Origin of the sequence: Microbacterium sp. NPDC028030, from assembly GCF_040637855.1 — a bacterium.
In the GTDB taxonomy this organism is placed as follows: Bacteria; Actinomycetota; Actinomycetes; order Actinomycetales; family Microbacteriaceae; genus Microbacterium.
In genome coordinates, this window is sequence record NZ_JBEZXF010000003.1 from 61,841 (window position 1) to 85,436 (window position 23,596).

Annotated in this window: 20 protein-coding genes; 3 read left to right on the forward strand and 17 right to left on the reverse strand. The window is 70.6% G+C overall.

What is annotated here, in order from left to right:
- Window positions 1-6: 6 nt before the first annotated feature.
- From AB0E56_RS14795 to AB0E56_RS14825, 7 genes are all read right to left on the reverse strand, one after another.
- Window positions 7-1,191, reverse strand: coding sequence for a M20 family metallopeptidase (locus AB0E56_RS14795; RefSeq protein ID WP_359800181.1), 1,185 nt, complete (start codon window positions 1,189-1,191; stop codon window positions 7-9).
- The gene (locus tag AB0E56_RS14800; protein ID WP_359800182.1) at window positions 1,192-1,995 is read right to left on the reverse strand and encodes an ATP-binding cassette domain-containing protein; all 804 of its coding nucleotides are present in this window, start codon (window positions 1,993-1,995) and stop codon (window positions 1,192-1,194) included.
- On the reverse strand, window positions 1,995-3,932 hold the full coding sequence (locus tag AB0E56_RS14805; protein ID WP_359800184.1) for a dipeptide/oligopeptide/nickel ABC transporter permease/ATP-binding protein: 1,938 nt from the start codon (window positions 3,930-3,932) through the stop codon (window positions 1,995-1,997). The genes AB0E56_RS14800 and AB0E56_RS14805 overlap by 1 nt, the downstream gene beginning before the upstream one ends.
- A complete protein-coding gene (locus tag AB0E56_RS14810) occupies window positions 3,932-4,945 on the reverse strand; it encodes an ABC transporter permease (RefSeq protein WP_359800185.1) in 1,014 nt (337 codons plus the stop codon). Before AB0E56_RS14810 ends, AB0E56_RS14805 begins: the two co-directional genes overlap by 1 nt.
- 7 nt (window positions 4,946-4,952) lie before the next feature.
- A complete protein-coding gene (locus tag AB0E56_RS14815) occupies window positions 4,953-6,521 on the reverse strand; it encodes an ABC transporter substrate-binding protein (protein ID WP_359800187.1) in 1,569 nt (522 codons plus the stop codon).
- Window positions 6,522-6,625: 104 nt separating this feature from the next.
- Entirely contained in the window at window positions 6,626-8,065 is a 1,440-nt protein-coding gene (locus tag AB0E56_RS14820; protein WP_359800190.1) for an aldehyde dehydrogenase family protein, read from the reverse strand.
- Window position 8,066: 1 nt separating this feature from the next.
- Window positions 8,067-9,734 (reverse strand): thiamine pyrophosphate-dependent enzyme, encoded by a 1,668-nt coding sequence (locus tag AB0E56_RS14825; protein WP_359800192.1) that lies wholly within the window; start codon window positions 9,732-9,734, stop codon window positions 8,067-8,069.
- Between the two features lie 150 nt (window positions 9,735-9,884).
- Between AB0E56_RS14825 and AB0E56_RS14830 the strand changes: the two genes are divergently transcribed.
- On the forward strand, window positions 9,885-10,613 hold the full coding sequence (locus AB0E56_RS14830; protein WP_359800194.1) for an FCD domain-containing protein: 729 nt from the start codon (window positions 9,885-9,887) through the stop codon (window positions 10,611-10,613).
- 41 nt (window positions 10,614-10,654) lie between these two features.
- On the opposite strand, the gene AB0E56_RS14835 is transcribed toward AB0E56_RS14830, so the two are convergent.
- Genes AB0E56_RS14835 through AB0E56_RS14855 form a run of 5 tightly spaced genes read right to left on the reverse strand, consistent with a single transcriptional unit; the run spans window position 10,655 to window position 15,739 of the window.
- On the reverse strand, window positions 10,655-11,845 hold the full coding sequence (locus AB0E56_RS14835; RefSeq protein ID WP_359800196.1) for a M20 family metallopeptidase: 1,191 nt from the start codon (window positions 11,843-11,845) through the stop codon (window positions 10,655-10,657).
- On the reverse strand, window positions 11,842-13,035 hold the full coding sequence (locus tag AB0E56_RS14840) for an amidohydrolase (protein WP_359800197.1): 1,194 nt from the start codon (window positions 13,033-13,035) through the stop codon (window positions 11,842-11,844). The genes AB0E56_RS14835 and AB0E56_RS14840 overlap by 4 nt, the downstream gene beginning before the upstream one ends.
- Window positions 13,032-13,547 carry a hypothetical protein gene (locus AB0E56_RS14845; RefSeq protein ID WP_359800199.1) on the reverse strand — a complete coding sequence of 172 codons (516 nt, stop codon included), beginning with the start codon at window positions 13,545-13,547 and terminating at the stop codon, window positions 13,032-13,034. Before AB0E56_RS14845 ends, AB0E56_RS14840 begins: the two co-directional genes overlap by 4 nt.
- 1 nt (window position 13,548) lies before the next feature.
- Window positions 13,549-14,751, reverse strand: coding sequence for an aromatic ring-hydroxylating dioxygenase subunit alpha (locus tag AB0E56_RS14850; RefSeq protein WP_359800202.1), 1,203 nt, complete (start codon window positions 14,749-14,751; stop codon window positions 13,549-13,551).
- A 19-nt stretch (window positions 14,752-14,770) separates the two neighbouring features.
- A complete protein-coding gene (locus AB0E56_RS14855; RefSeq protein ID WP_359800205.1) occupies window positions 14,771-15,739 on the reverse strand; it encodes a PDR/VanB family oxidoreductase in 969 nt (322 codons plus the stop codon).
- A 139-nt stretch (window positions 15,740-15,878) separates the two neighbouring features.
- Here AB0E56_RS14855 and AB0E56_RS14860 point away from each other — a divergent pair, with 139 nt between their 5' ends.
- Window positions 15,879-17,003, forward strand: a complete 1,125-nt coding sequence (locus AB0E56_RS14860; RefSeq protein WP_359800207.1) for a histidinol-phosphate transaminase — start codon at window positions 15,879-15,881, stop codon at window positions 17,001-17,003.
- Between the two features lie 24 nt (window positions 17,004-17,027).
- On the opposite strand, the gene AB0E56_RS14865 is transcribed toward AB0E56_RS14860, so the two are convergent.
- A complete protein-coding gene (locus AB0E56_RS14865) occupies window positions 17,028-18,074 on the reverse strand; it encodes a winged helix DNA-binding domain-containing protein (protein ID WP_359800209.1) in 1,047 nt (348 codons plus the stop codon).
- A gap of 41 nt (window positions 18,075-18,115) precedes the next feature.
- Complete coding sequence (locus tag AB0E56_RS14870) at window positions 18,116-19,564, reverse strand: glyceraldehyde-3-phosphate dehydrogenase (RefSeq protein WP_359800211.1); 1,449 nt, start codon at window positions 19,562-19,564, stop codon at window positions 18,116-18,118.
- A gap of 160 nt (window positions 19,565-19,724) precedes the next feature.
- Between AB0E56_RS14870 and AB0E56_RS14875 the strand changes: the two genes are divergently transcribed.
- Window positions 19,725-21,068, forward strand: a complete 1,344-nt coding sequence (locus tag AB0E56_RS14875) for an amidohydrolase family protein (RefSeq protein WP_359800213.1) — start codon at window positions 19,725-19,727, stop codon at window positions 21,066-21,068.
- A gap of 115 nt (window positions 21,069-21,183) precedes the next feature.
- Here the strand turns inward: AB0E56_RS14875 and AB0E56_RS14880 are convergent, their stop codons facing one another.
- From AB0E56_RS14880 to AB0E56_RS14890, 3 genes are all read right to left on the reverse strand, one after another.
- Window positions 21,184-22,173, reverse strand: coding sequence for a methyltransferase dimerization domain-containing protein (locus tag AB0E56_RS14880; RefSeq protein WP_359800214.1), 990 nt, complete (start codon window positions 22,171-22,173; stop codon window positions 21,184-21,186).
- Window positions 22,174-22,248: 75 nt separating this feature from the next.
- The gene (locus AB0E56_RS14885; RefSeq protein WP_359800216.1) at window positions 22,249-22,947 is read right to left on the reverse strand and encodes an alpha/beta hydrolase; all 699 of its coding nucleotides are present in this window, start codon (window positions 22,945-22,947) and stop codon (window positions 22,249-22,251) included.
- Window positions 22,948-22,981: 34 nt separating this feature from the next.
- A complete protein-coding gene (locus AB0E56_RS14890; protein ID WP_183152220.1) occupies window positions 22,982-23,569 on the reverse strand; it encodes a TetR/AcrR family transcriptional regulator in 588 nt (195 codons plus the stop codon).
- Window positions 23,570-23,596: the final 27 nt, after the last annotated feature.

Consider the following 23,596-nt stretch of genomic DNA (forward strand, 5'->3'; position numbering starts at 1 on the left):
CCCCGGTCAGGCCGTGAGGCGACCGAGGGCGAACGCGGCGAGCGCGGCCGCCTGATCGGCGAGCACCGCGTCGTCGAACACGACGGTCGGCGAGTGGTTCGGTGCGGCCGTCTCCAGGTCGACGTCCTCCGGGGTCGCGCGCAGGAACAGGAACGCACCGGGGACCTGTTCCAACACGAACGAGAAGTCCTCCGACCCCATGACCGGGTGCGCGGTCTCCCACACCCGCTCCTCGCCGAACAGTCCCTGCAGGGTGGTGCGCACGTGCTCGACCGCCTGCACATCGTTCACGGTGGGGGCGCACAGCAGTGTGACGTCGACCGTCGCCGTGCAGCCGTGCGCCGCGGCCAGCTCCTGCACCAGGGCGGGGACCTCCGCCTGGACGCGGGCGCTGTTCTCGTGCGACAGCACGCGCACCGAGGCGACGAGCGACGCGGTGTCGGAGATGATGTTGCGCGCAGGCCCGCCGGCATGCAGCTGCGTGACGCTGAGCACCACCGGGTCGAACACGTCGAAGCGCCGCGTGACGAACGACTGCAGCGCCGTCACGAGCTCGGCCGCCACCGGCACGGGGTCGCGCGTGAGGTGCGGTGCCGACGCGTGCCCGCCCGATCCGGTGATCGTGACCTCCACCTCGATCGCCCCCGCCATCAGAGCGCCAGCCCTCGTGGAGAACACCCCGAACTCGCCCGGGACCACGTGGATGCCGAAGGCGGCCACCGGACGGGAGCCGGTGACGTCGAGCAGGCCCTCGGCGAGCATCCGCGATGCCCCGTCGCCGAGCTCCTCTCCCGGTTGGAACATCAGCAGCACGTCACCGTGCAGCTCCTGGCGCCGGGCGGCGAGCAGCTGCGCCGCTCCGACGAGACCGGCCACGTGCAGGTCGTGCCCGCACGCGTGCATGCGTTCGCCGGACGCGGTGTAGTCGAGCCCGGTGTCTTCGGTGAGCGGAAGCGCGTCCATGTCGGCGCGCAGCAGCACGGTGGGGCCGGGATGGGCCCCGCGGATCACGGCGGCGATCGAGCTCAGGCCGTTCCCGAGCGTGACCTCCACACCGAGCGGCTCCAGGGCGTCGAGCACCCGGCCCTGCGTGCGGGGCAGTTCGAGCCCGAGCTCGGGGTCGGCGTGGATCGCGCGGCGGAGGGCGACGAGTCCGGGGAGCAGGTCGCGGGCGTCGTCGAGCAGGGTCATTCAGGATCCGATCGCGTGCAGGAGGTGGTCGGTCCCCGCGTTCTGGATGCGCGGGATGGCGGCCACGAGGGACTGCGTGTAACTGTGCTGGGGGTTCGACACGATCTCGTCGGCGTCGCCGAGCTCGACGATCCTGCCCTTGCGCATCACGGCCGTCGTGTCGGCGATGTAGCGCACCGCGGCGAGGTTGTGCGTGATGAAGAGCACCGACAGCTCGAGCTCACGCTGCAGCTCGCGCACCAGGTTGAGCACCGCGCCCTGGACGGAGGCGTCGAGGGCGGAGGTGATCTCGTCGGCGATGATGAGCCGCGGCTTCACGGCGAGGCACCGCGCGATCGCGACGCGCTGCCGCATGCCGCCGGACAACTGCGAAGGATATTGGTCGACCGTGCCCGACTTGAGCCGCACCAGGCGCAGCAGCTCCTTCACGCCGGCCGCGCGCTCCCGCGCGTTTCCGGTGCTGTGAAGGGCCAGGGCCTCGTCGAGCGTGGCGCCGATGGTCATGCGCGGGTTGAGCGAGGAGTACGGATCCTGGAAGATCATCTGCACGTCGCGGGCGCGCGCGAGGCGCTGTCGACCGGTCGCCGGACGCAGCTCTTCGCCGTCGAGCAGCAGCCGACCGGCGGTCGCAGGCTGGAGACCGGCGATCACGCGCGCGATCGTCGACTTCCCCGATCCCGACTCCCCCACGAGACCGACGATGCTGCCGTGCGGCACCGTGAGCGAGACGCCGTCCACGGCGTTGAACGAGGAGTCGCCGTGCCCGAAGGTCACGACCAGATCCTCGACGACGAGTTCGGCCATCAGCGCACCTCCTGCGTGTTCTGGGTGCCCGTCAGCACGACCGGCTCTCCGAGGATGCCCTCGATCGGCACCCCGTCCTGGGGGTGCCAGCAGGCGACGCGTCCGCCGTGGCCGTGCGCCAGCGGTTCCGGCGTCACCGCCCGGCACTGCTCGGTCGCGAATGGGCATCGCGGGGCGAAACCGCAGCCGACGAGCGGCAGCGACAGGTCTGGCGGCTCACCCGGAATCGTCGCGAGCGGCTGGACGCGATCAGTGTCGAGGTCGGGCAGCGATTCGGCGAGCGCCCGCGTGTAGGGGTGCGCGAGCTTCTCCGGCGTGGCGAGCAGGCGCACGTCCACATCCTCCACGATGCGCCCCGCGTACATCACCAGGATCCGCTGGCAGAGTTCAGCGAGGACCGCGATGTCGTGCGACACCACGATCGCGGCCGCACCCGTCTCCTCGCACTCCCGGCGCAGCAGCGCGAGCACCCGCTGCTGCACCGTGACGTCGAGCGCCGTGGTCGGCTCGTCGGCGATGATGAGCCGCGGCTTGCCGATCTGCGACATCGCGATGAGCGCACGCTGCCGCATCCCGCCCGAGTATTCGTGCGGGAACTGTCGCGCCCGGCGCTGCGGCTCGTCGATCGCGACATCCGTCAACGCGGCGACCGCCGAGGCCTGTGCGGCCGCCCGCCCGCTCTTGGCGTGGAAGCGCGGGATCTCTGCGAGTTGCGTACCAACGCGCAGAGCAGGGTTGAGGGCCGTGAGCGAGTCCTGGAAGACGACGCCGATCTTGGTGCCGAGCCGCTTCTTCATCACGGCGGGCGGCAGTTCGAGCAGATCGTCGCCGTCGAAGCGCAGTCGCTGCGCGGTCACGGCGGCACCCGCGGCGGAGAGCTGGGCGATCGCCATCAGCGCGACGGACTTGCCGCTGCCGGATTCGCCGACCACGCCGACGATCTCCCCCGGCGCCACCGAGAAGGTGACGTCCTGCACCGGACGCACCCATCCGGACGGCGAGGGGAACGACACCGAGAGTCCGTCGACGACGAGCAGCGCACCCTCGTCCGGCACGCTCTCGCGCTGCGGCACGCGCGGCGCCGGACCGAGCTTGCGACGAGACAGCACGCTGCCCCTGCCGTGGCTGCGCAGGTGGGCGGCGAGCGACTCGCCGAGCGTCCCGAAGGCGACGCCTGCGAAGACCACGGCGACACCGGGACCGACGACCGCCGTCGGGTTCGTGTACACCTGATCGAACGCCTCGCTCAGCATGCGCCCCCAGTCGTAGTCCGGCGGCTGCACGCCGACACCGAGGAAGCTCAGGCTCGACAGCGCGAGCAGGCCTCCGCCGATCGAGAGCGTGACATTGACGATGATGGGCTCCGCGATGTTCGGGAGCACGTAGCGGGTGAACTGCCGCCCGCGCGAGACGCCCAACATCCGGGCAGCCGCGAGGTACTCGGAACCGCCGACGCGCGACGACAGCGTCTGGGCGAGGCGGGCGAACGACGGCACCATCGTGAGGCCCAGAGCGATCACCGCCGACGTCGAGCTCGGCCCGAGGAGGATCACGGTCAGCATCGCGACCAGCAGCACGGGAAAGGCCAGCCAGGTGCTGATGATCGAGCTGAACAGCCGCTGCACGCGGGGTCCGAGCACGGAGGGCAGGGCGCCGAGCAGCAGACCGAACACGAGTCCGATCACCGTGGCGATCAGTGCCATGCCGAGCGACAGTCGTGTCGCGACGAGGGTGCGCAGCAGCAGGTCCCTGCCCAGTCCGTCGGTGCCGAGCGGGTGCGCATCGCTCGGTCCCTGCAGGAGCGCCGAGGTGTCGGTCTGGTTCGCCTGCGCACCCCAGATCTCCGGGGCGAACAGCGCCAGGAACACGAGCACGAGCACCATCACGGCGCTGATCGCACCGAGCGGGTTGCGCAGGAAGGTGAGGATCGAACGCATCAGGTCGTCTCCAGGAGGGTGGTGCGCCGGTCGAGGAGCGACAGCACGATGTCGACCGCGAGCGTGATGACGAGGATGATCGCGGCGTACACGAGCGCCAGGCCCTGCACGATGCCGTAGTCCTTCGTGGCGATGGCGTCGACGAAGGCCGAGCCGAGGCCGGGCCAGTTGAACACCTTCTCCACGAGCACGCTCGACGCCACCATGGTCGACAGCAGGGTGCCGCCGATCGTGAGGGTCGCGGTGAGCATGTTCGGCAGCGCGTGACGGAAGTAGACCCACGATGCGGGGATGCGCTTGGAGCGGGCCGTGCGCACGTAGTCGTCGGAGAGCGTGTTCAGCGCCTCGACGCGGGCGATGCGCGACAGCGACGCCCACGAGGCGACGGTCATCGCCAGCACCGGCAGCACGTACGAGGCGGGGCCGGAACGTCCGGCGACGGGGAACCAGTGCAGTCCCACCGCGAAGACCACGACCAGCGCGACGCCGAGGAGGTACTCGGGGATCGCCGCGATGAGGCCGGTGATCCCGGTGAACGACACCTCGACGCCCCGGCGTCGGCTGCCCTGCGTGAGGATCGCGACCCCGAGGCCGACCGGGATCGCCACGAGCAGCACGATCACGAACGAGATGCCGGCGAGCTCCAGCGTCGCCGGCAGCCGGTTCTGCACGAGCTCGGACACCGACCGGCCGGTGATCAGGGAGGAACCCAGATCCCCGTGGAGGATGCCGGTGAGATAGTTCCAGAACTGCACGATCAGAGGGTCGTTGAGACCCAGCTGATCGCGCCGCGCCTGGACCACGGCCTCGTCGGCCGTCGCGCCGAGTGCGGCGCGGACGGGGTCGCCGCCGGATGCCCGGAGGACGAAGAACGCGACCGCGATGATCACGAACATCGCCACCAGCATCCGCAGGGTGCGGCGCAGGAGGAATCTCAGCCAGGGGTTGCCGTGGCGGCGCTTCCGGAGAAACACCGCCACGGTATCCGTTCTGGCGGACGCGTGGTCCAGCATGCGGCTCCTAGCCTCGGAGGCTCGTCGGGATGAGCAGTCCGTTGGTGGTGACCTCGAACTCCACGCCGGCGCCGTACAGCGTGCTGGTGGACTCCGCGAACGGCATCACCTCGAGGTTACCGATCGCCGAGGCCTGTGCCGCCGTCCAGGCGTCGCAGCTCTCTTCGCCGGCCAGCTGCTGCGCCTCGGCGGTGAGGTCGAAGAACTCCTGGTTCGTGTTGTATGTCCAGTTGCCGCCGTTCGGCGGGAAGTCTCCCGCGAGGATGCCGGCCCAGGTCGAGGGCAGCGTCGTGGAGATCGGGGCCCAGATGAGGTCCCAGTCGCCGCCCTGGAAGATGACGTCGGTGTACGACGACGACGGGCTCGGAGTGACCTCTACGCCGATCTCGGCCAGCTGCTGCTGGATGAGCTCGATGCCGGCGACGACCGACTGCGCCTCGGTGGACGGATAGACGAAGCTCAGGGCGAGCTTCGCGCCGTCCTTCTCGCGCACGCCGTCGGCGCCGACCGTCCAGCCGGCCTCGTCGAGCGATGCGGCCGCGGCATCGGCGTCGAAGCCGATCAGCGAGGTCGTGGCATCGGCCCCGACGCACACCGCGGTGAACGAGGAGACGAGCGAGGTCATCAGCTCGCCGCGGCCGCCCGTGGAGACCGACGCGACCTCGTCGCGGTCGATGCCCCCGGCGATGCCCTCCCGCACGAGCAGGTCGTTGGTGGGACGCCCCTCGGCCTGGTTGAAGAACATCAGACCCGGTCGCGCCGGCACGTCGATCGTGAACAGGTCGCCGCTCTCCAGCCGGTCGCGATCGGTGCCGCCGACCTCGGCGACGTTGATCTCGGACGACAGGAGCATGTTGGCGCGGGTCGGCTCGGTGTCGACGACCTCGAGCTCGACGGTCTTCGGCAGGCCCTCCGTCTCGCTGGTCACATCACCGGGACCCCAGGTGTAGTCGTCGCGCAGGGCGAGGGTGTAGGTCTGGCCGGGCGAGGAGTCCTCGAGCGTGTAGATGCCCGTACCGACGGGGGTGGCGTCGAGCGACGCGGGGTCGTCGACACCGGCCGCGCACACGACGGGCATCTGGCCGATGTTGCTGAGCAGGAAGCTCTGCGGCTGCGCGCTGGTGAACGTCACGGTGCGCGAGGCGTCGTCGGCCTCGACCGTCAGGCCCTCGCCGGGGAAGTAGACGCCGGCGTACGGCGAGGCCGTCTCCGGATCCGCGGCGTAGTCGAACGAGGCCTTGACGTCTGATGCCGTGAGATCGGAACCGTCCGTGCAGACGATGCCGTCCTTCAGCACGAACGAGACCTCGGTCGTGGACTCGGTCCAGCTCTCGGCGAGCAGGCCCTCGGCGTCCTTGCCGTGGGCGAACGACATGAGCGTCTCGTACAGGTACGCCGAGACCTCCTGCCCTGCCTGGGTGGCGTTCGTGATCGGGTTGAGCGAACCGGGATCCGCGGCGATGGCGATCGTGGCCTTCTCGACCGTGCCTGCCCCTCCGCCGTCTCCCCCGCCGGCGCAGCCGGTCAGGGCGAGTGCCGTCACGCCGACGACCGCGGCTACGATGCTGCGTCTCATGGGTGTCCTCTCTTCACAGAACCCTCGGGCGGGTTCCACCTAATTGAATGTTATGAATTGCTCTTTATTGCCTCGTGTCGGCGGTGTTTCGAGATTGTTACCGGTCACGAATGGTCGTCGACGAGGGCGGCGGCGCCCATCACCGACTTGAGCTCGAGGAACTCCTCGAACCCGTGCACCCCGCACTCCCGGCCGACGCCCGACTGCTTGTAGCCCCCGAAGGGAGCACCCACGTCGAGCCCGGCGCCGTTGATGCCGACGGTCCCCGTGCGCATGCGCAGCGCGATGTCGAGCGCGCGTCGAGGATCGCTCGACCACACGCCGCCCGACAGCCCGTACACGCTGTCGTTCGCCAGGTCGACAGCCTCATCGACCGTGGCGTAGGGAGTGATCGTGAGCACCGGACCGAAGACCTCCTCGTGGAAGATCCGCATGTCGGGCGTCACATCGGTGAAGATCGTGGGCTGCACGTAGGCGCCACCGGCCGTCGGTTCGACGATATCGAGGCCGCCGGTGAGCACGCGCGCGCCCTCGTCGATCGCGGTGGCGATGTGCGCCCGAACGCGCTCGCGCTGCAGCTCGGAGGCGAGGGGGCCCGTCGCAGTGACCTCGACGCGCGGATCCCCCGGCGCCCAGCCTGCCGCGACTTCGACGGCGGCGCGCTGCCACGCCTCCTGCATACCCGCAGGCACCAGCACCCTGGTCTGCGCGGCGCAGGTCTGCCCGGCGTTCGCGAAGCACGAGGCCAGCACACCCCGCACCGACTCCTCGACGGGCGCATCGTCGAGGACGATCGCCGCGGACTTGCCGCCGAGTTCGAGGGCGACCTTCTTGATGGTCGCGGCGGCCGCGCGCGCCACGTGCTCGCCGACCTGTCGCGAACCGGTGAAGGTGACCATGTCGACGCCGGGGTGCGCCACGAGCGGTGCACCGACCCCGGCGCCGTCGCCGTGCACGATGTTGACCACGCCGGCAGGGAGTCCGATCTCGCGGAGGATGTCGCCGACGATCGCCGCGTTGAGCGGAGCGACCTCGCTCGGCTTGAGCACCACGGTGCACCCGGCCAGTACCGCAGCGCCGACCTTGAGCATGATCTGGTGCAGCGGGAAGTTCCACGGGGTGATGGCCGCGACCACACCCACCGGCTCCGACACGACGAGCGAGTTCGAGATCGCTTCGCGCTCGACGTGAGAGCGCGCGGCCTCGACCAGACGCGCGAGGTCGGCGATCGCGACCCCCACCTGGGCGGAACGCGCGAACGCGATCGGCGAGCCCATCTCGGCGCTCAACGTCTCAGCGAGCAGCTCCCGGTGGCGCGCCAACCCCTCGGCGAGCGCCTCGACATGAGCGATCCGCTGTGACATCGGCGTCGTCGACCAGCTGCCGAACGCGTCCGCGGCCGCGGCCACCGCCCGATCGACGTCGGCGGGACCTCCTGCGACGACGGCACCGATCACGGTGCCGTCGGCCGGGCTGACGACATCGATGGAGGCCTGCCCTGCGGCGTCCTCCCTGATGCCGGCGATGTCGTGCCCGATGACCATGTCAGACCCCGGCCCTCTGCACGAGGTGCGCGTCGGGTGCGAGAGGCGCCGGACGCGGCACACCCTCGTGGATGAGGTGCCACGGCGAGGGGAACTCCCCCACCGGGACGTCGATCAGGATCGGCTCGTTGGCCGGCACGGCATCCGCGAGCACCCCGGCCAGCTCCTGCGGGGTGTACGCCCGCGCCGAGCGGATCCCGAACGCGTCGGCGAGCTTGCCGTAGTCGGGGTTGGTGAGATCGCTCGCGAAGTACCGCGCGCCGTAGCGGTTCTTCTGGATGCGGCGCACGTTGCCGTAGAAGCCGTCGTGGAAGACGATCGTCACGAGTCCGAGGCCGTACCGCTTGGCGGTGGACAGCTCCTGCAGCGTCCACGAGAACCCGCCGTCGCCGTTCACCGAGACCACGGCCCGCGAGGGGTCGGCCGCCTTGACGCCGAGCGCGGTGGCGAAGCCGTAGCCGAGGGTGCCCTGGTAGCCGGGCCCGATGTAGGTGCGCGGCTGGTATGCGGGGTACGACGCACTGGCCGCGTAGCCGACCTGGGTGAACTCGCTGACGAAGACGCCGTCTTCGGGGAGCGCTCCGCGGATGGCGCCGAGGTACTCGCGCTGGGGGGCGATGTCGGCGAACTGCTCCGCGATCCACGTGCGCACCCGGGCGAACTCGCTCTCGCGCGATTCGCGCGCCGGCGACCCGACCTCCGCCGCGAGCGCCGCCAGGGCGAGGCGGGCGTCCGCGTGCAGGGTCTGCACTGCGGCCCTGGGCGCTTCGAGGTCGGCCGCCTCCGCGTTGACGAGGATGACGGGGGCGCCGTTCGTGTCGACCTGCGTGCCGAACGTGGAGACGAAGCGCGTTCCGACCGCGAGCACGAGGTCGGCGTCTTCGCGGAAGGCCCGGAGCGCGAGTGCGTCGAACGCGAGGCGGTGCCTGGCGTCGATCGCACCGCGGCCGTTCTCCGTCATCAGCACCGGCGCCTCCAGCGCCTCGGCCAGTGCCTGGAGCGCGACCGACGCGTTCGCCGCGAGCACTCCGCCGCCGACGACGATCATCGGGCGCTTCGCGGCGACGAGGCGCGCGGCGGCCGCGCGGATCTGCGTTTCGTCGGGCGCCAGAGGTGCGGCGGCGACGCGCTCGGCGGCCGCGGCGCGCGACGTGGCCGCCAGCACGTCCGGCGGCACCTCGATCGCGACGGGGCGCGGTCGCCCGGTGCGCAGCTGGGTGAAGGCCTCGTGGACGAGGCCGGGGATCTCATCGGCGGAGCGGGCCGTGCCCGTCCACTTCGTGAGCCGCTGCAGGATGCCGGTTTGGTCGGGGATCTCGTGCAGGGCGCCGAGACCACGTCCGATGGCCTGCGAGTCGATCTGTCCGGCGATGAGGAGCATGGGCGAGTTCGCGGAGTATCCGGTGGCGACGCCCGAGAGGGCGTTCAAGACACCCGGTCCCGGCACGACCATCGCGACGCCGACGTCTCCGGTGCTCCGTGCGTAGCCGTCCGCCATGTAGGTCGTGGCCTGCTCGTTGCGGGCGCAGAGGAAGTCGACCTTGTCGGCGCGGGCGTGGAGGGCGTCTGCGGCGGCATCGAGCTGAACGCCCGGAATACCGAAGATCCGTGAGACTCCCTGGTTGATGAGGGAGTCTGCGAGCAGATCGCCACCGGTGTGGTCGGTCATCTGTTTCCTCTCGTGAGCAGCATTGCGTGATTGACTGTATTAGATACATTCAATTATGGCAAATGGGAGAATCGCCCGGGGATACCGCCCCCACTCGTCGCTCGCTCCTTAGGATGTGAGAGATCCGCCCCCTCCGACCGAAGGACCCCCGTGGCAACCACTCAGGATGAAGCGCGCACGTTCCAGCGCGTCGCCCCCGCGCAGTCCGTCGCCGACCGCGTGGTCACCGAGGTCGAGGCGATGATCAAGTCCGAAGGGCTCGAGCCGGGACACCGGATCGGCACGCGGCAGGAGCTGTGCGAGCAGTTCGGCGTGGCACCGGCGACGCTGGGCGAAGCGCTGCGCGTGCTGCGCGCCCGCGGCTCCGTCGACCTGCGCCCTGGACCCGGCGGCGGCATCTTCGTCGCCGACCAGTCGCCGCTGATCCGCCTGGCGCACAGCGTGCTGCGTCTGCGGCAGACGGGTGCGCCCGTGAACGACGTCATCAAGGTGCTGGATGCGCTCGACGAGGCGGTCATGCAGGACGCGGTGCAGAACCGCACGGATGCCGACATCGCCGACCTCGACGCCGTGATGGCGGAGCTCACGGAGCACTGGCACGACCCGATCGAGGGCCTGCACGGCAACTGGCGACTCCACCGACGGATCGCCGAGATCTCGCCCAACGCCGTGCTGCGCACGTTCTACCTCAACCTCGTGGACTACATCGAGGGCGAGACCACCGGCGCCGCGAGCGAGGACGCCCTGGCCGTGCCCGGGTTCCGCCAGGACACGGACGAGCGTCTGCGCATCCACGAGGCCCTCATCGCCGCGATCCGCTCCGGCGACCCTGAGGTGGGCCGCAAGGCCGTGCTCGACCACCGCACCCTCGGCCGCTGACACCGACGCCGCGGCACTGTCCGACGGACGCTGCAGCGGGGCTACGCGTCCCCGACCCCCACGTGCCGCCAGGCCAGCGCGGCGAGCGCGGCCGCCTGGTCGCCCAGCACGGCGTCGTCGAACTGCGCGTGCGGCGAGTGGTTCATCGGGATGTCGTCGGGGTCGACGTCCGGCGGGGTCGCGCACAGGAACAGGAATGTGCCCGGCACCTCCCTGAGCACGAACGAGAAGTCCTCGGATGCCATCCAGGGGACGTCGAGCTCTTCCACGCGGTCGTCGCCGAACGTGTCCCGCAGCACCTCCGTCGCCGCGGCGGTCTCCGGCGCCGTGTTGACCGTGACGGGGTAGCCGACGATGACCTCGACGTCGGCCGTGCAGCCGTGCGCCGCGGCGATCCTCTCGATGAGCGCAGGCAGCTCCGCCTGCGCCTGGGCGATCGAGGCCTCGGACAGGGTTCGCAGGGTCGCCGCGAACCCGGCCTCCTCGGGGATCACGTTCGTGATCTCGCCCGCGAAGAGCGTCGTGACGGACAGCACCACGGGGTCGAACACATCGACGCGGCGCGTCACCCACGCCTGCAGGGCGAGTACGAGCTCTGCCACCACGGGCACCGGATCCACGGCCTGCTGCGGACGAGAGCCGTGCCCGCCCCGCCCGTGCACGCGAACCTTCAGCACGTTCGCACCGGCCATGATCGTGCCGGGCTTGAGCTGGAACCGTCCGCGCTCCCCCGGGCCGACATGGATGCCGTACGCGGCCTCGACCCTGCGTCCCGAGGCCTCGAGCACACCGTCGCGGATCATGAGCGGCGCCCCGCCCCCTGCCTCCTCGCCGGGCTGGAACATGAACACCACGGACCCCGCGATGCGGTCGCGGCGCGCGGCGAGCAGCCGCGCGGCGCCCACGAGCCCTGCGACGTGCAGGTCGTGTCCGCACGCGTGCATCGCCCCGTTGGTCGCGGCATAGTCGAGACCGGTCTCCTCGATGATCGCGAGCGCATCCATGTCGCCGCGCAGCAGCACGGAGGGACCGTCGACGGCCCCGCGAAGAACGGCGGTGACCGAGCTCAGGTCGGTGCCGCAGGTGATCTCCAGCCCGAGTCCGTCCAGTGCGTCGAGCACGGCGCGCTGCGTCTGCGGCAGGTCGAAGCCCGGCTCGGGGATGCGGTGCAGCTCCCGCCGCAGTGTCACCAGCTCCGGCAGCAACCGGGCGGCGTCATCACGCAGCGTCATGCATTCTCCTTCTGCGATGCCCCGCCCGACACGTACACGGTGCGGCCGTCGATGAGGACCTCCCGCACGGTCGAGGCGACGTCGAGGGGGTCTCCGCTCCACAGAACCACATCGCCGTCCCTCCCCGGCTCCAGCGCGCCGACCCTGTCGTCGATGCCGGCGATGGACGCTGCGGTCGAGGTCATCGCGGCGAGCGCTGTCTGCCGCGGGAGTCCCGCCCGCACGGCGACGGCGGCCTGCATCGCCAGCAGGCCGATCGGCACGACGGGATGGTCGGTCGTGAGCGCGACGCGCACGCCGGCAGCCGCGAGAGCGGCGAGGTTCGCGGGGTCGGCCTCGCGCACCTCGACCTTCGACCGGCTCGAGAGGATCGGCCCGAAGATGACCGGGACGTCGCGGGCGGCGAGGACGTCGGCGAGCTTGTGCGCCTCGGTGCCGTGGTTGAGCACGAGGCGCAGACCGAACTCCTCCGCGATGCGCAGTGCGGTGGCGATGTCGTCGTGGCGGTGCGCGTGCTGCTCCCAGGTCAGGGTGCCGTCGAGCGCCTCGGTGAGCGCCTGCATGCCGAGGTTCACCGCGAACGGCGCCCCTTCGGCCCTGGCCTTGTCCCGCCGCGCCCCGTAGTCCCGCGCGTCCATGAGCGCCTGCCGGATGACGAGCGCGATCCCGAGACGGGTCGACGGCAGCTGCTTGCGCTCCCCGTACGCCTGCTTGGGGTTCTCGCCGAGCGCGGACTTCATGCCGAGGGCCGCGCGGATCACCTGCTCGTCGACCGAGCGGCCGCCGGCGGTCTTGATGGCCACGCTCTGTCCGCCGATCGGGTTGCCCGATCCGGGTTTCACCACGACCGCCGTGATGCCGCCGGCGAGCGCATCGCGGAAGGCGATGTCCTCGATGTTGATCGCATCGACGGCACGCACTCCGGCGGTGACGGGCGACGAGACCTCGCTGCCGTCGAAGCCGGCGGGCCCGTTCGCCTCCTCGTGGGCGCCGATGTGGCTGTGCGGGTCGATGAGCCCCGGCAGCACCCAGCATCCCGCCGCATCGATCACGCGCGCACCCGCCGGCACGACGACGTCGGCGCCGACGGCCTCGATTCGGCCGTCCACCAGCAGCACCGCGCCGCCATCGAACTCCTCGCCGAGGCCGGTGACGACCCGTCCGCCCACGATCGCGACGGCGTCCGTCATGCGTCCTCCTCCTTCGTGCGGCGCTCGACGAGCTCCCGCGTCCTCGTCAGCAGATCATCGACATCCGGGCTGAGGATGCCCGCGGCGGGGTCGACCCGCACCACGATGCCGTCCTCGCACTCCGGGGGCTCGCCGCTCAGGTCGACGAGCGGGTCGTCGACCCAGACCCACGGCAGACCGTCGGCGTACCGGCGGATGTGGGCGAGCTTGTCGAACTGCACCGGAAGGAACGGCCATGGCTCCTCCGGCAGCTCGAGCGGCTCGCGGAACGCCGTGTGGGCGTTGTGCCCCCACTCCGACGCCCACACGATGTCGAAATGCGCGGCGAGGTCGTGCAGGCGCTGCGCCGCGGCGTCCGGGATCGCGACGTCGCGCACCCAGCGCCCCCACGCCGACAGGTGGTGCATCGTGACGGGCACCGTCGGCTCACCCTCGATCACCACGACGTCGCTGATGCCGAGGACGAGCACCGGCCGGTCGCCCCGTGGCGGTCGCGCCGTGTACTTGGCCATGTCAGTCGTCCACCGCGTCGGCGAGCAGCGGCGCGTCCGGGGCTCCCTCGAAGTAGTTGCCGCCCTCGATGCGCACCAGGCGCTCCGACTCGTCGAAGAACACGCCGACCGGATCGCCGCCCGCTGCGACGGCACGATGCTGCTTGGCCATCATGCGGCGGATCATCGCGATGCCCTGGTCGGTCGTCGTGAGGTGGTCCTCGGAATGCAGCGAGATGGCTCCCTGCGACTTCTGGGCCTCGTAGTCGCCGGGAAGACGCTGGTGCTCCAGGTCGGTGAGCTCCTTCCACGGCTTGCCCTCGTGCGTGGAGCGGAGCTTCGCGAGGAAGTCGGGGTCGCTGTCGCGCGCGACCGTGAAGATGCGGAAGTGCGTGTCGTCCATCGGCACGACCCAGCCGATCATGTTCGTCTGTCCCGAGGAGAGCTTCGGGCTGGCGACCACGCGCAGGTTCGGGAAGATGACCTCGGTGACGCGGCGCAGCTGGCGTCCGTCGCCGAGTTCGCGCATCTGGATGCTCCGCACGCCCAGCGGCGTGTACTCGTACTCGACCTCCGGGATCAGCGCCATCTCGGGTGTGAACTGGTTGCCGCTGAAGCGCGCGTGCAGGATCGGCACGTGGAACGGATCCATCACGTTCTCCCAGTGCTGCAGCCAGTTGAAGTCGAGCTCGGCAGGGCCGCCGCCGCCCACTCCCTGGTCGTTCACGATGAGCTGCTCGTCGTCGCTCAGCTCCTCGAGCGTGTCGTAGCGCGGGAGGACGGGCTTCTTCTCCGGCGGTCCCATGTAGGCCCAGATCAGGCCGTACTGCTCTTCGACGGGGTACCACGGCTGCCGCACGCGGTCGCGGTGCAGGCCGAGTTCGGGTTCGCACGGCTGCTCCAGGCAGTGCCCCTCGGTGTCGAACACCCAGCCGTGGTAGCAGCAGCGGATGCCCTCGTCCTCGACGCCGCCGTAGAACAGCGAGGCGCCGCGGTGGATGCAACGCGGGTGCAGGAGACCCGCCTTGCCCTTCCTGGTGCGGAACAGGACGAGTTCCTCTCCCAGCACCCGCAGCGAGATCGGGCGCGTCGTCGCGTCCTCGACCTTGGCGACCGGGTGCCAGTAGCGGCGCAGCACCTCGCCGTACGGCGTGCCGGGGCCGACCTGCGCGAGTTCGTTGAGTGGCTGTCCGAGGCGCAGCCCGTATGCGGTTCCGGTGTCCATTGGTCGCTCCGTTCGTGGGTCAGATGTCGAGGACGAGCCGGTCGCCGAGAGAGCGGGAGACGCAGATCATCATCGTCTCGTTGCTCTCCCGCTCGTCCGGGGTGAGGATCGAGTCCCGGTGCTCGGGGGCTCCATCGATGACGGCGGTCTCGCAGGTGCCGCACACGCCCTCGAGGCACGAGCTCGGCACACCGATGCCGGCGTTCTCGAGCATCTCGAGGATGCTGCAGCCCCGGTCGACCGTCACGACGAGGTCGGAGCGGCTGGCGACGACCTCGAAGGAGTCGGCCCCCTGCGATTCGCCGAAGGTCTTGGCCTGGAACCTCTCGACGTGCAGCACACCACGCGGCCAGTCGGCACTGAGTTGTTCGAGCGCGTCGAGCATCCGCTCGGGGCCGCAGGCATACACACCGGTGTCGGCCGCAGGGGCGCCGATCCACGCGGCCAGGTCAAGGCGGTCGTCGGCGTCGCCGCGTACGAGCAGAGTCTCTCCGCCTGCGAGCTGCGGCGCCGAGAGGAACGCCATGCGCTCCCCCGCCGAGCCGAGGTAGGCGAGACGCCAGGGGACGCCACGCCTGGTGGCGTCGGCCAGCATCGGCAGGATCGGTGTGATGCCGATGCCGCCGGCGATGAAGACGTACTCCGCGGCTGGTGCGAGCGCGAAGTGGTTGATGGGGGCCGACACGGTGACGAGATCGCCGACGCGCAGGCTCTGGTGCACGTGGCGCGAACCGCCGCGGCTGGGGCTTTCGGCGAGGACCGCGACCCGCCACATCGAGCGGTCGTCGGGGTCGGAGCACAGGGAGTACTGGCGTTCGACGCCGTTCGCGAAGCGGAGATCGATGTGCGCCCCCGGCTCCCACGCCGGCAGCTCGGCGCCGTCGGGGGCATCGAGCTCGAGGGACAGCACGTCACGCGCTTCCAGGCGCATGGCGCGCACGCGCAGGGTGAGGCGCTGCTCCGGGGAATCGACCGCTGTGTGGGGCACCGTCGCTCCGCTCCTTCCGTCGTCCCGACCGTGAGATCAATTGACAACATTCGTTATATTCAATTGCGATAGTATGAACTCCGCCAGGGACCTGTCAAACGGACACGGCCCTCAGGGCGAACGAGAGAAGGGCGATCGGATGTCGGAGCTGAGACTGCGCGGAGACCTGGACGCGATCCCGGGCTACACGCCGGGGAAGGCTGCGCCGCAGCGCGAGACGGCGGACGCGGTGCACAAGATCTCCTCGAACGAGAACCCCTACCCTCCGCTCCCCTCCGTGACGGCGGCGATCGCCGACCAGCTCGCCCACGTCAACCGCTACCCCGAGACCGCGGCGACCGCCCTCACCTCCGTACTGTGCGAGCGGTTCGGGGTCGATCCCGTCAACATCGTGCTCGGCAGCGGCTCGGTCGAGGTCGTCTCGCAGCTCATCCGCGCGACCGCCGGCGTCGGCGACGAGGTGCTCTTCGCATGGCGCTCCTTCGAGGCGTACCCGATGCTCGTCAGGACGGCCGGCGCCGTGCCGGTTCCCGTGCCCCTCACCGCCGATCACCGGCACGACCTCGACGGCATGCTCGCGGCCATCACCGAGCGGACCCGCCTCATCCTCGTGTGCAACCCGAACAACCCGACGGGAACGACCATCGGCGAAGCCGAGCTCGACAGGTTCCTCGCCCGCGTGCCCTCCGACATCGTCGTCGTGATCGACGAGGCGTACGTGCAGTTCAACGATCGCGTGGACTCCCCCGTCGGCATCGAGCATTTCCGCCGCCACTCGAACGTCGCCGTCGCGCACACGTTCTCGAAGGCGTACGGACTGGCCGGCATGCGCGTGGGCTACGCGATCGCTCCGGCACCGCTGGGCATCGCCCTCCGCAAGGTCGCCATCCCGTTCGGCGTCACGAACCTCGCTCAGACCGCCGCGGTGGCCTCGCTTGCGGCCGAAGACGAGCTCGGCGCACGTGTGGCAGCACTCGTCGTGGAGCGCGAGCGCGTGCTCGCCGCCTTCGTCGCAGCCGGCTTCCCGCTTCCGGAGAGCAAGGGCAACTTCGTCTGGCTGCCGCTCGGCGATGCGACGACGACCGTCGCCGAACTGCTGGAGCGTCACGGCCTGCTCGTGCGCCCCTTCGCCGGAGAGGGGCTCCGCGCCACGGTCGCCGAGACCGAGGCCAACGACATCCTGATCGCGCTCGCGCCGGAGATCGCCGCCCTCGCCGCCCCGTCGTCGGAGGTCGCCTCCGCACCCGCATTCGCCAGCAGCTGAGACCGCGGTGTTCCTCGGACGGCGTCACTCCCCGAGGAACACCGCGAACCTGGTGAGGGCGGCCTCGACAGCCGCCGGGTCCGCCGGGTGGTCGAACAGCTCTGGCGGGGTGTCTCTGGCGGCGGTCGCGTGCGTCCAGCAGCCGATCACGCGACCGTCCTCGACGAGCGTGGCGCGCACCATGCCGTTCTTGCCGGGGCCGATCGCGGACAGATGCTCGGGCGCGGCGACCGCCGTGCGATCGGCGTACGAGATGTAGTACTCGTCGAACGCGCCGAGGGCGAGCACGCTCGGCGCACCGGCCGCACGGCGCGGATGTGCGCTCGCGACGAAGAGTCCGTCTTCGACCTCGGTCACGCGCGCGGCGGCGCGAACCACGGCCTCGCGGGACTGCCCGAGCGTGAGCCCCGACCACCATGCGAAATCGGCGACGCCGGCGGGTCCGTGACCGTCGACGTAGCGCACGAAGAGCTCGGCGAGAGGGTCGTCCGGACGCGCGTGCTCCCGGATGTGCTCGTCGACCAGCACGAACCGCTGCTCCCTGGTGATGCCGTCCCGCGCGGCCACGGGCCCCTGGCAGACGAGGCCGTCGATCGTCAGGGTGAAGAGCAGATGGATGCCCCGCTGCCCCGTCGGGTCGATGCCGACGCTCTGCAGGATCTCGAACACCTCCGCTCGCGTGCGCCCGCCGTCTCGCAGCTGCGGGGTCAATGCACGCACGGCCGCGGCGATCATGTCGTCGTCGATGCCGAGGTCGCGCTGCCGCGAGGCCGCCTGCTGCCGCTGCCGCCCCGCCGTGACCTGCAGCATCCAGCCGAGGTCACGAGCCGGGACGGTGTGCAGCGTGCCGCGCATGGTCCATGCCCGCACGAGGTCGCCGCGGTCGAACGCCCGATCCACGTCGCGCAGTCGCACACCGCCGCGGGTGCGCACGGCGAGCGCCCACCGTCCGGCCGTGAAGTCCTGGCTCTGCACGGCGAGCATGTGGTGCGCGGCATCCGTCACGGTGCTCGTCGGCGCGGTCAGACGGTGCGATCGGAGGCGCTCGGCGCGAAGGGTCGCGGTCTTCATGACCCCATCATGCCCGGCGCCTCCGACGCGGCGCAGTGCGGTCAGGCCTGCAGGGTCACCTCGCGGCGCTCCGGGAGCACGATCGGGTGCGAACCGGCCATGACCTCGAGCACCCGGATGACCTGGCACGAGTAGCCGAACTCGTTGTCGTACCAGACGTACAGGATGAGGGTGTCCTCGTCGGCGATCGTCGCGAGTCCGTCGACGATGCCGGCGCGGTGCGAGCCGACGAAGTCGGTGGAGACGACGTCGGGGCTCTCGACGTAGTCGATCTGCTGGCGCAGCTTCGAGTGCAGCGAGACGCGGCGCAGGTAGTCGTTGACCTGCTCCGTGGTCGCGGGGCGCTCGATCGTCAGGTGCAGCACCGCGAGCGACACGTCGGGCGTGGGCACACGGATCGAGCTGCCCGTGAGCTTGCCCTCGAGCTGCGGGAGGGCTTTCGCCACGGCCTTCGCGGCGCCGGTCTCGGTGATGACCATGTTGAGCACGGCAGAGCGCCCGCGCCGGTCGCCCTTGTGGAAGTTGTCGATCAGGTTCTGGTCGTTCGTGAACGAGTGCACCGTCTCGACGTGCCCCTTGACGACGCCGTAGGCCTCGTCGATCGCCGCGAGCACGGGCGTGATGGCGTTCGTGGTGCACGATGCCGCCGAGAGGATGCGGTCGGTGTCGGTGATCGTGTCGTCGTTGATGCCGTGCACGATGTTCTTGAGGGGGCCCTTGCCCGGCGCGGTGAGCAGCACGCGGGCGACGCCCTGCGAGCGCAGGTGCTGCGAGAGGCCGGCCTCGTCGCGCCAGCGCCCGGTGTTGTCCACGACGATCGCGTCGTGGATGCCGTGGGCCGTGTAGTCGATGGTCGCGGGGTCGTCGGAGTAGATGACCTGGATGCGCGTGCCGTTCGCGATGATCTGCTCGGCGTCTTCATCGACCGTGACGGAGCCGGCGAACCGGCCGTGCACCGAGTCTCGCAGCAGCAGGGACGCCCGCTTGACGAGGTCGTTCTCCGCGCCGCGGCGGACGACGATCGCGCGCAGCCGCAGCCCGCTGCCGCCGCCGGTGTGCGCGATCAGGATGCGCGCGAGCAGACGGCCGATACGCCCGAAGCCGTAGAGCACGACATCGGTGGGTTCGGCGGCAACGGCGCCCATCGCCGGCGCGAGCACCTCGGCGAGGTACGCCTCCAGGGACTGGTCGCTCTCGGCGTGCTCGGCGACCAGCCGCGCGACGTCGAGGGAGGAGGCACCGGGGGCCAGCACGTTGATCGCCTCGAGCACCGCCAGGGTGTCTTCGATCGGCAGTCGCTCGTGGCCGAGCTGGGCGACCCGATCGTGCACCTCGACGATGCCCGTCGCCGAGAGCCCGAGCAGGCGGTGCCCGTGAAGCGAGGTGACCACGTCGTGCTCGCGGCGGAGCGCTCCGATGAGCGGGATCATCCGCTCTGCCAGCTCTTCGCGCTCTGTCCATCCTTCGCGGTGTGCCGCGGAATCGTTCATCTGCGTCCTTGCATGTGTGAGCGCGCGCCGAGATCGCCGGCGCGCGAGTTGCCGGGTGAATCGGGGGATGCGTCCAGCGTACAAGCCGCGCAACCGCGCGCCGAATCGGGGCGTGCCCCGCTCGCTTCGCCACGAGTTTTACGTCTACACTGGTGGAATAATGAGCGAGACACTTCCCGGCGACGACGCCGACCTGATCATCCGCGGCGGTCGCATCCACACCCTCGATCCCGCGGTCGGCACCGTCACCGCTCTCGCCGTGCGCGACGGAGTGATCATGGCGCACGACGCCGCCGCCGAAGCACTCGGCGCCCGCGAGGTGGTCGAACTCGACGGACGCACCGCGATCCCCGGCATCAACGACGCCCATCTGCACGGTGCGTGGCTCGGAGCCCGCTGGCCGCACCTCTTCTTCTCCGACACCGCGCCCGAGGACCAGCCGTCGGGCACCCTCGTGACGACCGCGGGCGAACGGAGATCCGCCCTGCGCCGGGCTTGGCGTCTGCTCGCCGAACTCGGCATCACGAGCTACACCGAACCCGGCGTCGGCCCCGGCGAGGACGCGGGCGAGACCGGATGTTTCGGCACCGACATGCTCGACACCTATTGCGAGCTGCACCGCGAGGGCGCGCAGACCTCTCGCGTCACCCTGCTGCGGCTGTTCGGGACCATCGACGGCGAGAGCACGCTCGACGACTTCGAGCGGGGCATCCTCACACCTCCCCCGGCGACCGACCGGAGGTGGCTCGCGATCCCCGGCGTGAAGATCTTCGCCGACGGCATCCCACCCCTGGCGACCGCGTGGGTCGAGGAACCCTACGCCGACGGCACCACGGGCGCCCTGCTCACGCGCGGCGGCACCGACCCCCTCTCGGCGTTCCAGCGGATGGTGGAGCTCGCCGCCACCCGTGGCATGCAGATCGCCGTCCATGCGACGGGAGACCGGTCGATCGCGGAGTTCCTCGCCGTCCTGGAGCGCCTCCGCGACGCGCCCTCCCCCGCCGGGCCGCACTACGTGGTGCACGGCGACCTGGCCACGCCAGAGCAGATCGCACGCATGCGCGAGGTGGACGCCGGTTTCGCGGTGCAGCCGCTCATCGCGGCGCACACCCACTCGTGGGCCGCCGTGCAGCTCGGCGAAGCCCGCCTCGCCGCCGCGTGGCCCCTGGCGGAGATGCTCACGTCGGGGACGCTGACGACCGTGACGAGCGACGCCCCGATCGCGAGCCCCGACTGGCGACGCGGCCTCGACGCCGCGCTCGCCCTGCTCACCGACGCCGGGGTCGTGGACGACGCCGAGACGCGGGGACGACTGCTGCGCACGATGACCGTGGATGCCGCCCGGCAGGACGGCGCGTCGACCTGGAAGGGATCGCTCGCCGTCGGCAAGGTCGCAGATCTCACCGTCCTCGAGGAGGATCCTCTGACGCCGGGACGCACGTTCTCGTCACTCGGGGTCGCCATGACCGTCGTCGACGGCCGCACGGTCTTCTCCCGCGACTGAGCCGGGCGTACGCACGAAAACGGCGGGCGGCATGTTCACGCATGCCGCCCGCCTCTGATCCCCCTCGGACCAGTCTGCGGCCCCGACGCCGGGCTTCCCGACGCCGGGGCAGGTCTCACACCGCCGTCGCGACCAGCACCCGCGGGCTGCCGGGCAGGGCGACCTTGTCGCGCACCGCCCAGCCGGCATCGGTCAGCCAGCCCCGCACCTCGGATTCGGGGTACACGACCGTCCCGTCGATCACGAGGTACTCCCCCGCGTGCAGCGCGTCGATCCCGCGCTGCTCTGCGTCGTCGTCGAGGAAGAAGTCGAGCACGGTCAGGGTCGCATCCAGAGCCGCGGCCGCGCGCAGATTGCGGAAGATCTGCGCGTTCTCCTCCGCCGAGAACCGGTGGATCACATGGTTCGCGAACACGGCGTCGTACTCCCCCTGCGGCGTCGCGGTCGCCGTATCCGCGACCTCGACGACCGCGCGGTCGGCGAGCCCCGCCGCCGCGACGGCCTCGGCGATGCCGTCCTCGAAGCCGGGCGCGTAGACGAAGGTCGTGTGCAACCCCGGGTTCCGCGCCATGACCGACAGCGCGAAGTCTGCCGAGAGCCCGCCGAAGTCGAGCGCCCTGGTGGCACCCGCGAGGTCGAGGTGACGCCCGAACTCCTGAGCGTGCAGGCGGTTGTAGGTCATGACACCGGCCATGAACGTCGCCCACCGGGCATCGTCCATCTGGAGGTCGCCCGGCTGCGTCGTGTCGACGGTGTGTCCGAACTGGAGCCAGTGCGGGTAGCTGATCTCGTCGAGGAAGGTGAGGAACGGCGCGAGGTCGATCGCCGCGTCGTCACCCGTGAGGTAGGCGGCGGCGTCCGGGGCTATGGAGTAACGGCCGTCGGCGCGGAGCAGGAGCCCCTTGGCCGCCATGGCGTCGGCGAGCAGACGGGCGATGCGCTCGCTCACCTCGCACGCGACGGCGATCGCCGAGATCGTGTCCGAACCGTCGGCGACAGCGGCGAACAGGCCGATGCGGCTGGCATGGAAGAGCTGCTTCGACGCCATGTAGCCCGTGGCGATGTCGAGGATCCGCGCGGCGTCGGCGGTGGGGGTGTCGGTCATGGTGATGGCCTTTCGTTATTTATCTACAACCGTGGGAACTAAAGGGCAGGGAGGGGCCGGATGCGCGAGACGCCCTCAGTCCGACAGGAAGGCGCGGACTGCGGCACGGAACTCGGCCGTGTGCACCGCAGCGACGTGGTCGCCGGAGACACGCTGCGTGCGTGCGTCGGGAAGCAGCCGCGCGAGATCGTCGATCCCCGCCGCCATCGCGTCGTCCACGCCGCCGAGCAGCAGCGTCGGCTGCGCCGGCCCGTCCGACCCTGCGACGAACGGCTCGGAGGCCAGCCCTTCGATCAGGTCGATGAGCTCCCCCGGCCGGGTGCCCTCCTGCGATGCCAGGTGCACGATCATGCCGGTGAGCGGATCGGCCGGTGCGTCGCCGCTCGACACGCTCGCGCGCGCGGCGGCGAGGTCGACGAGCGCGAACGGCTCCCTCGCGCTGAGGCCGCCGAGCACGAGACGCCGCACCGAGACCCGCGGGTGCCGCGCCAGGTCCCAGGCGAGTCTCGCTCCGAGGGAGTACCCGACGAGGTCGATCTCGTCGGGACCCACCGCCGTCGCGAGTGCGTCGAGCACCGTCGATGTGGGCGCGGTGCCGAGCGACGGACTCGTACCGTGCGCGGGAAGATCGACCACGACGCGGGGGCGGTCGCCGAAGACGCCGTCCCACTCGCTCTCGGGCCAGTCCTGCGAACCGCGCGAGGCGAGGCCGTGCAGGAACGCGACAGGCCGCCCTGTGCCGGGGTGCCGCTCGACGAAAAGGGGTGTGGTCATGATGCGCCGTCCTCTCGGATCCGGCGCACCGTGCTCAGCGCAGGCGTGCCAGGAACTGGTCGATGTAGTTCTCGTAGTCGGCGATCCGCTCGCCGTCGGGGTACATGAGGTTGATCACGGTCGCACCGACCGCGACGGAGATGAACTCGTTCGCGAGAGACGCATAGTCCTGATCCCGGATGACGCCGGCATCGCGCGCCGCTTCCATCCGCTCGACGAGCATGTCCCGCCACCGTCCGAGGTGCGTGCGGTACAGCTCCGTGAGCGAGTCGTTCGACATCGCGTACTCCCACAGCGCGAGCAGCACCCGTCCGCTGGCGATCTCCTCCACACCGCTGGGCAGCGTCCCCTCGAGCACCTGCCGCAGCATCCGCTCGGGGGTGGCGCCCTCCGACATCGATTCCTGCAACCAGGTGTCGTGTTCGTGCAGCACGGTCTCGAACGTCGCCGCGACGATGCTCTCCTTGCCCGGGAAGTAGTGCTTCAGGGCGCCGTTCGCGAAGCCGGCCTCCGCCGCGATGCTCCGCATGGTCGCGGCCTCGAAGCCGCCCTTGAGGATGATGCTCTTGGCCACCTCGACGATGTCCCGTCGACGCTGGTCGTGATCGATGATCTTCGGCATGGGGTCCTTCCGGCCGATTCCGATGCG

Excerpts from the sequence above, each read along its gene's own strand:
- AB0E56_RS14795 (WP_359800181.1), bottom strand. The coding sequence starts at position 1,191 with ATGACCCTGCTCGACGACGCCCGCGACCTGCTCCCCGGACTCGTCGCC.
- AB0E56_RS14800 (WP_359800182.1), bottom strand. The coding sequence starts at position 1,995 with ATGGCCGAACTCGTCGTCGAGGATCTGGTCGTGACCTTCGGGCACGGC.
- AB0E56_RS14805 (WP_359800184.1), bottom strand. The coding sequence starts at position 3,932 with ATGCGTTCGATCCTCACCTTCCTGCGCAACCCGCTCGGTGCGATCAGC.
- AB0E56_RS14810 (WP_359800185.1), bottom strand. The coding sequence starts at position 4,945 with ATGCTGGACCACGCGTCCGCCAGAACGGATACCGTGGCGGTGTTTCTC.
- AB0E56_RS14815 (WP_359800187.1), bottom strand. The coding sequence starts at position 6,521 with ATGAGACGCAGCATCGTAGCCGCGGTCGTCGGCGTGACGGCACTCGCC.
- AB0E56_RS14820 (WP_359800190.1), bottom strand. The coding sequence starts at position 8,065 with ATGGTCATCGGGCACGACATCGCCGGCATCAGGGAGGACGCCGCAGGG.
- AB0E56_RS14825 (WP_359800192.1), bottom strand. The coding sequence starts at position 9,734 with ATGACCGACCACACCGGTGGCGATCTGCTCGCAGACTCCCTCATCAAC.
- AB0E56_RS14835 (WP_359800196.1), bottom strand. The coding sequence starts at position 11,845 with ATGACGCTGCGTGATGACGCCGCCCGGTTGCTGCCGGAGCTGGTGACA.
- AB0E56_RS14840 (WP_359800197.1), bottom strand. The coding sequence starts at position 13,035 with ATGACGGACGCCGTCGCGATCGTGGGCGGACGGGTCGTCACCGGCCTC.
- AB0E56_RS14845 (WP_359800199.1), bottom strand. The coding sequence starts at position 13,547 with ATGGCCAAGTACACGGCGCGACCGCCACGGGGCGACCGGCCGGTGCTC.
- AB0E56_RS14850 (WP_359800202.1), bottom strand. The coding sequence starts at position 14,751 with ATGGACACCGGAACCGCATACGGGCTGCGCCTCGGACAGCCACTCAAC.
- AB0E56_RS14860 (WP_359800207.1), top strand. The coding sequence starts at position 15,879 with ATGTCGGAGCTGAGACTGCGCGGAGACCTGGACGCGATCCCGGGCTAC.
- AB0E56_RS14865 (WP_359800209.1), bottom strand. The coding sequence starts at position 18,074 with ATGAAGACCGCGACCCTTCGCGCCGAGCGCCTCCGATCGCACCGTCTG.
- AB0E56_RS14870 (WP_359800211.1), bottom strand. The coding sequence starts at position 19,564 with ATGAACGATTCCGCGGCACACCGCGAAGGATGGACAGAGCGCGAAGAG.
- AB0E56_RS14875 (WP_359800213.1), top strand. The coding sequence starts at position 19,725 with ATGAGCGAGACACTTCCCGGCGACGACGCCGACCTGATCATCCGCGGC.
- AB0E56_RS14880 (WP_359800214.1), bottom strand. The coding sequence starts at position 22,173 with ATGACCGACACCCCCACCGCCGACGCCGCGCGGATCCTCGACATCGCC.
- AB0E56_RS14885 (WP_359800216.1), bottom strand. The coding sequence starts at position 22,947 with ATGACCACACCCCTTTTCGTCGAGCGGCACCCCGGCACAGGGCGGCCT.
- AB0E56_RS14890 (WP_183152220.1), bottom strand. The coding sequence starts at position 23,569 with ATGCCGAAGATCATCGATCACGACCAGCGTCGACGGGACATCGTCGAG.